Raw genomic sequence first — 11,220 nt, forward strand, 5'->3', positions numbered from 1 at the left:
GCAAGTAGCGCGCGCAGACGCTGATGTTGTGAAAGACCAAAACTTGGCGTTTGATTTTTTCCCAAACAGCGGCGCGAATTGTCGCGCGCATTTCCGCTGCTTTAAGGTCGCCTGAGCGCTGCGGCCGTTCCGAGCGCACGGAGCGAGATATCGCCGACGCGCCGCTGTGAGCCTCTGTGAAGTGTTTTTTGCCCAGTGCGCGCCGCGGCTCATGTTCCCCCTTGCGGCGCGTCAGAAGAAGCTCTGGACTCGCTCCGTGGCCGCTTTGGTGAAGGCGGATGCCAGGGTTTGCCTCTCTTGAGAAGTGAGCGCGAACCCCGAGGCGATGTGCGCGACGCTGTCTTGGAACTCGCGCAGTTTGGCGCGCGCGTTCTCAGGGGTGACCTCGGTAACGAAGAGTCTGGCGGCCAGGACGCGTATGTCCAGACGAGCTTCTTTGCCTGCGCTGCAGTGCGCCGCGAGCAGGTCCGCCAGGCCCAAGGCGCCTCCTTGGAGGCGCTGCAGCGCCGCTTCCTCGCGCTGCCGCAGGTTCAGCCCGTCGCCGGGAGCGCGCGGGCCTCTGTTCCTTTTGTCCGGACGCCGCCTCGGCTTCTTCAGGGCCGCCCCCGCCGGCATGATCTGACCCGCTTCGGCCGAATCGGTCTGAAGCTGGGACGCAACTTTTGCGACTTCTTCTGCTTTGAAGCCTTCCGCTTCCAAGCCCGCTAAGCTTTCCGCCACTTCGATGCGTTTTGGTTCTAATGCGGCAGCTTCGCGCGCCATGGAGTCGCGGCCGAAAGCTGGAAACGGCTGCGCTTCCGTCGTCACTGAGATTCCTCATCATCATCCCTGAAACCCTGATTGCCTCCGAGACCTTTATCATCATTGGCCTGAAGCCTTGGCTCGTGGTCCCCAAGAGCCCCTGGTTCATTGTTCCCGAATTCATTGCCTGCGAGACCCGAATGGTTCATTGTCCGCGAGACCTCAGATTTTCGCGGTCATGCCGTCTCTGGGCGCAATCTGCGCTCGCCGCGGCGCTTGCGGCGCGTCAGACGGAGCTCTTCAGTCGCTCTGTGGCCGCTTTGGTGAAGGCGGACGCCAGGTCCGTCTTCTCCTTAGGGGTCAGCGCGAAGCCCGAAGCGATGTCCGCGACGCTGTCCTGGAACTCGAGCAGCTTGGCGCGCGCGTTCTCAGAGGTGACTTCGCCGAAGTACAGTCTGGCGGCTAGAACGCGTATGTCCAGACGAGCTTCTTTGCTGGCGTTGCAGTACTCCGCAAGGAGCTCCGCCAAGCCCGAGGCGCTTCCTTCAAGGCGCCGCAGAGCTCCTTCCTCGCGCTGCCGCAGGTTCAGCCCGTCGCTGGGAGCGCGCGGCCCTCTGTTCCTTCTGTTCGCACGCTGCCGCGGCTTCTTGAGGACGGTCTCCGCCAGCGCGATCTGGCGCGGTTCGTCGGTCTGGAGCTCGGGCTTTTTGACTTTCACGGCTTCTTCCGCCTTGGAGTTTCCTTCCAAGCGCTCCGCGTTGAAGCCGAAGCCTTCGCTCAGTTGGATCCGCCTCGGTTCCCTGGACTTCATCTGAGCGCGCAGCATGCGTATCTCCGCAACGAGCGCCTCTTCGTGCACTCGGCGCCACTCCACTTCCGCGCGGAGCGCGTCCAGTTCAAGCTGCTGCGCGTGCAGGGCGGCGTTGAGCTTCGCGGCGGCCTCCAGCGCCATGTGGAGGCGCGCGCCGAAGGTGGCGGATGGCGCGGAAGCCCAAAGCTGCAAGACGGCTGCGCGATTTCGTCACTGAGGCTCTCTAGAACTCTGTCTTTGAAACCTTGAATTCCCCAACCGGGTCGTCCCCGAGATCTCTGTAAATTGAAATCTCTTGTCCCTGAGACCTCAACGCGTCCCCGTCACTCTAGTTTACTGTCCCCGAGGCTATTGAGGCTCTCTAGAACTCCGTCTTTGAAACCTTGAATTCCCCAACCGGGTCGTCCCCAAGATCTCTATAAATTGAAGTTCCTCTATTGTCCCTGAGACCTCAACGAGTCCCCGTCACTCTAGTTTACTGTCCCCGAGGCTCTTGACGGATGTCATTGCCGCATCCAAGTTTTGAGGTGCGCTCCGCCGCGCTTCAGTGCTGCGCTCCAGTGTCCTCGTAAAACCAGAGCGAGTCGTCGAGTTCGCAGCTCCACCACCTGCGGCCATCGTTCATGTACACTCGCCAGTCGTCGCCGTGCTCCCAGAACCACCGCTCGGCGTTAGTCCAGAAGCACTCGAGCGACTCTGGATCTCTGTACCTGGTCCAGGCTGCTCTCTGCTCGGGCGCGGCTTCGGCATCCGTGCGTTCGTCTCTTCCCTCGCGCGGGCCTTCCGACGTTTCGGCGCGGTCTGCGTCCTGATCCGCCCAGCCCGTCTCTTGGCACTCTGTGTGCTGCGAGTCCGCCTCTTCGGCTTCGTCGATGTCTCCCAGCACGAAGAGGGTGATCTGGTCCTGGTGCCACGGCGCGCGGCACGCGGGGCAGCTCTGGGCCAAGAGCAGCTGCGATTTGGCGGCCCAGGCGCCGTTGAGCCGCCACACGACGGCCTCCGTAGCCAGCAGGCACTGCGAGTGGAACGCATGGCCGCACTCGAGTTGTGCCAGTTCTAGCTCCGCGGTCGCGAAGTCGCCGGACCCGGGCCAGCACTGTAGCTGCTCCAAGCAGACGCAGCAGACGTCGGACGGCGCAATCGCCATGGCGGCGCGAGGGAGGAACAGGGGACGAACGAGGGACGCCTGAGCCGTGCGAAGGGCGTAATGTCTTGCTGCGATCTGTCATGCGCGCGTCGCGTTCGCGCGCGAGGAATGACGAAAGTGCGGCGCGCGCTTTTTCCCTCGTTGTTTGCTGCGGCGCTCTGTGCGGCGCTCTGTGCGGCGCTCTGTGCGGTGCTCTGTGCGGTGCTCTGTGCGGTGCTCTTCCCCAAGCTCACCCGCTCTCAGGCCACGAAGCTCGCGATGAGGTGGCCGCACGCGGGGAGGTCTCCGGCGAGCGCGGCCCGCTGCACGATCGCGGAGGCGAGTGCGTCGTGGTATTCCGCCGCGCACCGCGCCGCCTCGTTGCCGCGGCCTGCGACGATGTCCGGGCGCGGCGCGCGCGCCCCGTGGCTCAGCAGGCATATTGCCGAGTCCGCCAGCAGCCGCCGATGGCGCAGATCCAGGGCGTCTCCGAAGCCGCGCACGCTCTGCTCCACCACCCTGTCCAGCGCCGTCTTGCCGGCCAGATCCTCCTGGTCGAGCGGCACTCCGCACCTCAGCATCGCTCTGAGCGCTTGCGGCGATCGGCCGCTCTCGACGGCGAGGACGAGCAGAGGCTTGCCCTGCCGCACCGGCAGCACCAGCTCCTGCTGGTGCGCCCGCAGCGTCGCGACGAGCTCGCCGATCTCCTCGGGGAAGCGGGCCACGGCGCGCTCCAGGCGGCTGGGCGGCAGCTGCGGAGCTTCGCGCCATCCGGGCGTCCGCGGCAGAGCGGGCCGCGCTGGCGGAGGCGTGGAGAAGCGGGACATCTGGCGCCGGGGAGTGCTGGAATCTACCCTTGAGCGCTAGCCGAGAAGAACGAGCGGAGAGGGTGAAGAGAGGATGAAGTGCAGAGAAGAGCCAGAGACCACGAGAGAGCTGACCCAGAAATGGAGCGAGAGGCGCGAAGCGCTTCGAGCGCGCGGCACGCCCCGGCTTGGCGGAGAATACCTTGACTAGGGCCGTCGCTAGCGCTTTTCTGTTGGAAAACGCTATACTCGGGCGTTTTTTGGTAGCTCCGTAAATGGAGCTCCCGCGGATTTGCGAGGCGCCCTTGCAGACGGAGGCCAAAGGAGTCTGCTTCTTCGACGTGGACGGAACGCTCACGCAGGGCGAGTTTGGCAAGAGCCGCGTCAGACCTCCGGTGGAGGCGTGCATCGCGGCGGGGTGGGACGTAGGCGTCGCCACCGCCAGCGGGACGGCGGCTCTTACAGAGCGAAGGGACGCGGCATTGCGGGAGGCTGGATGACCGATGCCATGTGCGCCAACTTGGCCAAGAACGACTTCGTCGCGTTCAACAGCAGCCTCGCGATGCTGGGAGGCAAGGAGTTCAAAGACATCGCCAAGGTGCGCGGCTCTCCCGGCGCGAAAAAAGCCATGTTCATCGGAGCGGTCATGGAGCAGTGCTTTCCCGGACTGCCCGCCGTTCTTTTCGACAACGACCCGAACTGGGACCGAGAAGCGCGCGGCTACAAGGGCGCGGACTCGGACCAAGGGTCGACGATCAAGGGCGTGGCGCATTTGCCGCGAGTCGGCGTCGCCGCCGCCTACTGCATGGCGTCGGTCAAGAACGCGGCGAGCTGCGGCGAGGGCGACCACATTACATCAGACGACTGGCAAAGCGGCAACATAGCGAGGCTGCTGGAAACAAAAGCCGCGCTCTAGTAAAATCTAAAATGGAGATCGTGTTCATTGTACTGATCGCAGCGCTGGTTGTCGGCCTTTTCTTACTGTGGCGCCGTTCGGACCGGCCGTGTCGCCAGCCCCCGGTGGCCAAGCCGAGGGCGCTGCGCGTCGGCGACTACCCGCCGAGCGTGCACCTGGTCTCCAACAAGCCCCCGTGGACGACCCAGCCGCACTGCGTCAACGAGTTCTTCGGCTACATGTCCACGGCCACGACGACGAGCGGAGACAACGGCTACGGGCTGAACCTCCTGGGCCAGTACTGCGAGGGCACGAATACCAACGTCGTCAAGGGCGAGACGTCGCTGCAGACCGCGGACGACGTGGCGAAGTTCCCGCTGACGCACAGGGCGGGCCACCCCTCGTACTACGACGCGCAGTCCGCGCTCGGAGCGTGGGGTCAGCTCCAGGGGTGCAGCTGGCAGGACCACGTGCGCAGCCGGGCGGCGCCGCTGGACGAGGCGGCCTTCGACGCGGAGGCGGTCCTGCTGGTCGAGGGCCAGGGCGGCGCGCCGGTGGCCGTGAGCGTCTCCGGCGACGTGAGGCTCCGCGGCATCGTGGTGAGGCGCGGAGGAGTGCTCTTCATCGGCGAGGAGGCGCCCACGACGCTGCGGGTGAACTTCATCCTGGTCGAGACGGGCGGGCTCCTGCAGGCCGGATCTCCGGACGCGCCTCCGGGCACGAGCTGGGACTTCCGCTTCCAGGGGACGCTGGACGTGGTCCTGACTCACCCCGCCGACGGCTACGGCACCATGCCCGTCCCGACGAGCCAGTGCAGCTATCACTTCTACGCGCCGGGAGTGGACTGGATCTTGCCGAGCGAGCGGTCCCCCCGCGCGGACGCGATCTTCGCGGGCTTCGACGGCACCAACATGTGCTTCACGAACAGCTTCGCGGCCAAGGCCGTCTGCGCGGGCTTCAACGGCTCGTACTGCCTCTGCGGCGCCGCGACGAGGCCGGTCCCGTACGCGGGCACGTGGAGGGCGCTCGAGCAGGACGGCGCGACCCGCACCAACGGCGAGAAGAGCCTGAGCGTGGGCGCGCCGTTGCTGGAGAGCGCGTACCCTCTGTGCTGGGCGAGGCTGGCGCCCGGGAGCGGCGCCAAGGGGTCGAGCGCGCTGACGCTCCACGCCGACGACGTGGCCGGGCTGGCGCTGGCGGACGTGCGGCGCGTCTTCGCGCGGGGCGCGCAGGTGGTCGTGACGAGCAGCAGCCCGCAGTACACGACTGTGGACAACATCAGCGGCATGTCGCCGCTGTACATCGCCGACAAGGACGCGCGGCCCGACGAGGACAGCACGCCGAACATGAAGCAGAACAGGCAGGCGTGCGACGACTACCGCTCGCAGTTCCTGTCCCCGGACCGCGGCGCGGAAGTGGTAGTGGTGGTGGACGTCAGAGCCAACGGCGGCGCGTTCGACCTGGTGCTTCGCGACAAGCTCAGGCTGGACCACGCGCTGCTCCCCGTGGAGCTGGTCAACGGAGACAAGAAGGTGAAGATAGAGGCCACGCACCACGTCGGCGTGCTGACGCACAACATCGTCGTCGACGGGCAGGACGTGGGGGACAAGACGCTGCAGGGCGGCGCGGGCTGCAACGTGTTCAGCGCCAAGATGTCGGCGCGGGCTATGGCGCAGGGGCTGGCGAACCAGACTTCGGCGGAGCTGATGAGGCCCGCCATGGCCTTCATGGCCTCCGACATGCTGGAGGATTCGGATTCCCCGCATTCGTCCGGCCCGATCGGGTCCGGCGGCGCGCTCACCTACAATTACACAACAAAGGGCCCGGGGGGTGAAGTCGGCCGGACCTGCTACCTGGCGCAACACGACGCGGGCAAGTATTGTCTTACCAAGGAGGGAGAAGAGCCCGCGAGCGCCGCCTCGATACGCGGCTCGTGGCTCTTCGGCACCGCGGGCGCCTCGGGGTGCAACGGCATCTTCGGAGGGTCGCTCATGTTCCGGTACGGCAGCTCCGTGTGGATGGACTCCGTGGAGGTGGTGCGCATGGGCACGGCCCCGAACTTCGGGTCCATCGGCCAGTACGCGGTCCACTTCCACCTCTTCGGCTTCGCAAAGAGCTTCAGGGGCTACCTGCGCTCGCCCAAGTACTCCAGGGACGCCACGGTGCGCAACTGCTCCATCTGGAGGAGCTACAGCCGCTTCGTCACGCTCCACGGCGCGTGCGAAGTCGACGTTTCCAACAACGTGTGCTGCATCACCTACGGCAGCGCCATGTTCGTGGAGGACGGGACGGAGCAGCTGAACGTGTTCCAGCACAACTTGGTCAGCTGCGTGTTTCCCAACTGCGCCAACCAGTTCTACAACCCGGCGCCCATATACGCCAACGTGTCCACGGACTTCTGCACCTATTCCCTCTTCTGGCTCAAGAACAACCTGAACGTGATAGCGCGCAACGTCGGGTGCTGCAGCCACGGCAACTGCGCGTTCATTTGGTACGTGCCGCAGAGCGTCGGGTGCCTCCGTGGGCCCAGCGCCGTGTGCTTCGGCTCTGAGAGGCTGCGGCTTCCCGCGTGCGGCTCCATCGACGCCATAGCCCTGTCGAATCAATGCGGCCTCGGCCTGAAGGTCGGCCCCGTGATCAACAACGCGAACGGAGCCCTCGTCAAGTTCACGTCTGGGTACAAGTGCGCCGGCTCGCAGCCGTGCGCGTGCTGGGTCCCGGAGGACTTTGCGTACCCTTTCACGGACCCGGCCACGGGCTGCGTCTCGTACACGGCCGACAACAGCACGGCGCCGAACCTGCTGCACGCGGAGAACGTCGGCTACTGCCTGCCGCTCTACCACAGCGAGTTTCCGGAAGCCATTAGCAACGGGCCCCAGACTCTGGGTATCAGGGGCTGCGACGTGAACGCCCAAGGGTGCAATTGGAGCTTCCAAGACAACCGAGCTCAGTCGCAGTTCATGCCCGTGAACGGCCAAAACGCGTGCACCGACAGGTACATCTCTACTTATTCCGGCACCAGGTGGCTTGAGGGCAATTTCAAGTACCAGCCGCTGACGAAAGACGAGCGGAAAGGAGCCTTCGACGGCTGCATGCTAGTTTCCGTCGAGGGCCAGAGCGCGTACGGCTACGTGCCTAAGATCTTCTCGGGAGTTCTGACTTTCAATCTCGGAGCCAGCTCAGGACTCTGGGGCGGCGTCGGCTGGTCCAAGCAGGGTCCCCCGATGTTTATCGAGTGCTGCTTCCTGGAGACCTCCGATCGAATCGCCGGCAAGATCCCTCCGACCCCACTGGGATGGTCCATGAGCAGCGCACCGAGTTCTAGCACTTCCAACGTGAAAGAGTATCCATGGGGCAGCGCCTTTTTCGCGGACTCAAATAATTGGGACGACGCGCATACCTTATCAAACCTGTACGTCGTCTTCCACAATTTCATGACAAACGGCACGCTCTCTCTGTGCTCGAACGTAAGCGTCTTCACCGGCGCCAAGACTTTTATCGACACCCGCACCACGACATGCCTTGCTCCTAGCGAGTACACGCATTCCGCGGGAGCGACGCTGGCGGTGGCCGTGTTCGACTTCGACTTCCAAGACGTCTTTGGCTCCGTCTGGGATCGCCTCGGCGATAGGTGCGAGGCAGATTGGGCGTTTAACCAGGCTCAGATCTTTAGCTACACCGATATGACGTACTGGAATGTCAAGTTTGGAACCATATCGCAGCAGGATGTTTTTGCGTGTAAGTGGGCCAAAGCCGCCGTGGTGAACAAGGGCAAGTTCAAGCTGCCCCCGCGCGGCGACTGGCCCGGGAAACCGATCAAGTATCCGTTTATGTGCGGAGGGAGCCAAGACCAGTTCGGCCTCTTGAGCGCGAGAGACCCCGCGTTGAACGGCATACCGTGGATCGGCGGCAAGGCGATCAACGCGCTGACGGCGCAGTTTGCGACCGCGGCGGCGCAAGACGTGGGGAACAGGATATGCCAAGCTCTCAGTCAGACTTGGTGGAACGTTCAGAGCATCAGTAACGACGGTACAATATATCCTCTGACGGACTTTGGGGGCGCGAAGGCGCCCGAGGCTTGTAAGACGGCTAGCGAATTCATGGATCCCGGCTCGCGCGCGGGCGGGTCGCATCTAGTATTACTCTTTCTCGCTCTCTTATTGGCGTTCGTTTTCTTCCTCAGGTAGCTTCGCGCCTACCGCCGTCCATGCTCTCCGTGTCCTATCTGTACTCCGCTTCTTCGCATCAGAGCTTACAAGACCGAGACGAACTGGCAGCAGCGCACTAGGCACTCGCCCAGTTCGTGCGATAAAGCAGCGCGCCGCAGGACGCTGCAGGCGAGGGCGTCCGCGTATTGCGAGATGCAGCGCGCGCAGCGCGCGTTGCCCGACCCTGTACGGACTCCGGGACGAACGGCGCGCGCGCCGTGGATCATCAGCCAAATCGCGATGCGAGTCAGTTCGCTCTGACGCTCGGGGACGTGCCTGTCGCGGTCGAGCGGGCTTACCAAAGGCACGTCGCTCGAGAGCGTTGCTTCCAAGGCAGTCCTTCCCGAGGGGTCCCGTTGATTCGGCTCGAAGCCGCTCTCGAGCATTATCTTGATGAACTCCGTCGAGCGTCCGTGCGCGACAGCCAGCACGAGCATAGGCACGCGCGCTCGCCCGCGGACGTTGATCTCGTCGGCGCGCTCGGCGAGCACGGCGACGAGGCGGCCGAGATTTTCGGGGCAGCAGACTACCGCCTGCTCTACATCGGAGCGCAGCCGAGGGAACGGAGGGTTGTTCATTTGGGAGTGCGGCGGCTAACGAAGCGCGGGCGCGCCCTACGCGCTCGCGCGCCTTACGCGGGATGCGCGAGTGTTTGCTCTTAGTCCGTGTTTTCAAAGAACCAGGGGCGGCGAAACGGGAGGTCCCGCGCGCCTTGAATATAGACAAAGCTGGCGATAATGGCGCCGCAACGAGGCCATTTCCCCGAGCGTACGGCCCGCGAGATGACTGCGGCCGCGACGGCGTCTCTGTACTCCGCGACGCAGCGCGCGCACTGTTCGTTCCCGATGCCCAGAGAGAACATGTCGACGCCGAGGGCAGGAGGGCGCGCGCCCTTCGACAGGAGCTGAATGGCCATTTCCACCAGCAGGCGCCTGTCCGCTTTCCTGAAGTCCGCCTTCGCGTGTATGCCAGGTATAAAGACGAAGCTCACGTCTCTCTGTAAGAGCGTCTCGAGCGCCGTTCTGCCTCGCCCGTCTTTCTGATTGACGTCGACGCCGTGGTCTAGCATGGCCCTGAGGTATTGCGGCGACCGACGGAGCTCAATGGCCAAGCCCAGCGGCGTCTTGCCCTCGGCCGGCGACGCGAGGTGCTGCGCGTTTGATTTGAGCGCGGCGATCAGGGCAGCTATGTCCTCGGGCTCCTCTTCGATTACCTTTTGCACCGCGGCAAGTTCTGCGCTCAGAGCGGCGCGCGCGCGAGGGCGGTAAGGAAGAGACCAGCTAGCCATGGGAAGCTTGAGCGGCCCTGGGACGGCAGACGCTCGCATCAGAGCCTTGCACGAGCGCGTTTCAGAACTTGCAGAGTTGGAACTTCCTTACTGCGCAGCTTCAATGTTCAGCAGGTTTGATTTTGGTCTCTCATGTTTTTGAAGTCCTGCAAGCGGAAGACTCCACAAGTCAAAGAATTCCTGCACGTCAAGTGTATCTTGTGGGAGCTTAGTGGCTGCCAACGACGTTTACTGTAGATTCGCGTCTGAAAGGCCGCGCCCGGGACGAGTCTGAGGCTCTTGCGCGCGGCGCAGAAGGCGCGCAGCGCCTGCTGCTCCTCTGGGCCCCAGAGCTCCGGGCTCCGGAGCGCCGCGTCCGTGGCCAGGCCCAGCGCGGCCGCTTCGGCGCCAGCGGCCTCGAGCCTGGCGCGGAAAGAGGCCTCCTGCAGGACGCGCCGGGCCACGTTTGCTGCAAAGAGCTCCGCGGCCTTGGCCGGCGCGGCCAAGGCCGGCACGACGTGCGTAGGTCTCTTGAAGCCCTCCACAGAGGCTCTCAACGGCATCCCTGGCCGTTGGACCAGCACTGTGACGACTCCGGATCGCGGCTGCTCCAGGTTCCTGTCTTGGGCGCGGCCTCTTGCTCCGCGGCTTCCGCGCGGCCCGATCCTCCGCGCAGCTTTCTTCCTCGATGTCCGCGCGCTCCCTTCAATGTCGCCCATCACGAAGAGCTCAATCTCCCGAGGGCTCGCGCGGCTCGGCGGCCCAGACGTGGCCAGAAGGCATTCCGAGTGGAAGCCGTGGCCGCAGCGGAGCTCCGGCTCGGCGGTGGCCGGCGCGAGGCCAGCGCTGCACCTGCCAGATGGAGCGTCGTGAGGCGCGAGCGCCATTGCCCTCACGGGGGGGGGAGGCTCGAGCGCTTCGCGCACGGGCGCCCCGGCGTGCTTGTCGTGCGTCCCGTCCGTGTTCTAGTGCGGCTTCTGGCGTCCGTCGTGCTGCGCGCGTGCTTTTGTTTTTGCCTCGTCGTTGCCGCGGCGCTCTTCCTCCCGCTCGCTCAGCCGCGCTCTCGGTGCACAAAGTCGGCGGCCTCAGTCCTGGTCTTCGGTCGTCGAGCCCGTGTCCGCGAAGAACCAGTCGCCGGTCGCGCCGTTCCACCACCACTTTCGCCCCGCGAATTGGTACGGCTCCCAGCGAGCATCGCCCTCCCAGAAGCAGTCGCCGACGTCGCCCTTGACCCAGTACACGCGCCCCGTGGCCGGGTCTTGGAACCGCCGCCACGGCAGCGAGTCGCTCCGCGGCAGGAGGGCGAGCTGCTCCCACGTCAGATCCTCCAGGCGCCGGACGTCGCTCGTGTCCCAGGGCCGCCTGC

Annotated in this window: 11 protein-coding genes; 3 read left to right on the forward strand and 8 right to left on the reverse strand. The window is 64.8% G+C overall.

The window, feature by feature from the left end; all coding sequences use genetic code 11:
* Window positions 1-231: 231 nt before the first annotated feature.
* From EB084_10950 to EB084_10965, 4 genes are all read right to left on the reverse strand, one after another.
* The gene (locus EB084_10950) at window positions 232-807 is read right to left on the reverse strand and encodes a hypothetical protein (protein NDD28771.1); all 576 of its coding nucleotides are present in this window, start codon (window positions 805-807) and stop codon (window positions 232-234) included.
* A gap of 220 nt (window positions 808-1,027) precedes the next feature.
* Window positions 1,028-1,744: a hypothetical protein gene (locus EB084_10955; protein ID NDD28772.1), complete on the reverse strand. Its 717-nt coding sequence runs from the start codon at window positions 1,742-1,744 to the stop codon at window positions 1,028-1,030.
* Between the two features lie 352 nt (window positions 1,745-2,096).
* Window positions 2,097-2,663 carry a hypothetical protein gene (locus EB084_10960; protein ID NDD28773.1) on the reverse strand — a complete coding sequence of 189 codons (567 nt, stop codon included), beginning with the start codon at window positions 2,661-2,663 and terminating at the stop codon, window positions 2,097-2,099.
* A 275-nt stretch (window positions 2,664-2,938) separates the two neighbouring features.
* A complete protein-coding gene (locus EB084_10965; protein ID NDD28774.1) occupies window positions 2,939-3,403 on the reverse strand; it encodes a hypothetical protein in 465 nt (154 codons plus the stop codon).
* 356 nt (window positions 3,404-3,759) lie between these two features.
* On the opposite strand from EB084_10965, the gene EB084_10970 reads away from it, so the two are divergent.
* The 3 genes from EB084_10970 to EB084_10980 are packed head-to-tail and all read left to right on the forward strand — an operon-like array spanning window position 3,760 to window position 8,566.
* On the forward strand, window positions 3,760-3,984 hold the full coding sequence (locus tag EB084_10970; protein ID NDD28775.1) for a hypothetical protein: 225 nt from the start codon (window positions 3,760-3,762) through the stop codon (window positions 3,982-3,984).
* Entirely contained in the window at window positions 3,981-4,400 is a 420-nt protein-coding gene (locus EB084_10975) for a hypothetical protein (protein ID NDD28776.1), read from the forward strand. Before EB084_10970 ends, EB084_10975 begins: the two co-directional genes overlap by 4 nt.
* A gap of 11 nt (window positions 4,401-4,411) precedes the next feature.
* Window positions 4,412-8,566 carry a hypothetical protein gene (locus EB084_10980; GenBank protein NDD28777.1) on the forward strand — a complete coding sequence of 1,385 codons (4,155 nt, stop codon included), beginning with the start codon at window positions 4,412-4,414 and terminating at the stop codon, window positions 8,564-8,566.
* 65 nt (window positions 8,567-8,631) lie between these two features.
* On the opposite strand, the gene EB084_10985 is transcribed toward EB084_10980, so the two are convergent.
* The 4 genes from EB084_10985 to EB084_11000 all read right to left on the reverse strand — a co-directional run.
* On the reverse strand, window positions 8,632-9,078 hold the full coding sequence (locus tag EB084_10985) for a hypothetical protein (protein NDD28778.1): 447 nt from the start codon (window positions 9,076-9,078) through the stop codon (window positions 8,632-8,634).
* A 167-nt stretch (window positions 9,079-9,245) separates the two neighbouring features.
* Entirely contained in the window at window positions 9,246-9,809 is a 564-nt protein-coding gene (locus tag EB084_10990) for an ankyrin repeat domain-containing protein (GenBank protein ID NDD28779.1), read from the reverse strand.
* 173 nt (window positions 9,810-9,982) lie between these two features.
* The gene (locus EB084_10995; protein NDD28780.1) at window positions 9,983-10,438 is read right to left on the reverse strand and encodes a hypothetical protein; all 456 of its coding nucleotides are present in this window, start codon (window positions 10,436-10,438) and stop codon (window positions 9,983-9,985) included.
* A 501-nt stretch (window positions 10,439-10,939) separates the two neighbouring features.
* On the reverse strand, window positions 10,940-11,220 hold a 281-nt coding region (locus EB084_11000; GenBank protein NDD28781.1), incomplete at its 5' end, for a hypothetical protein.

The sequence above is a fragment of the Pseudomonadota bacterium genome (assembly GCA_010028905.1).
Lineage (GTDB): Bacteria > Vulcanimicrobiota > Xenobia > RGZZ01 > RGZZ01 > RGZZ01.

What these genes read in the sequence shown, in the direction of transcription:
- EB084_10980 (NDD28777.1), top strand. Translation starts at nt 4,412, where the DNA reads ATGGAGATCGTGTTCATTGTACTGATCGCAGCGCTGGTTGTCGGCCTT.
- EB084_10975 (NDD28776.1), top strand. Translation starts at nt 3,981, where the DNA reads ATGACCGATGCCATGTGCGCCAACTTGGCCAAGAACGACTTCGTCGCG.
- EB084_10970 (NDD28775.1), top strand. Translation starts at nt 3,760, where the DNA reads ATGGAGCTCCCGCGGATTTGCGAGGCGCCCTTGCAGACGGAGGCCAAA.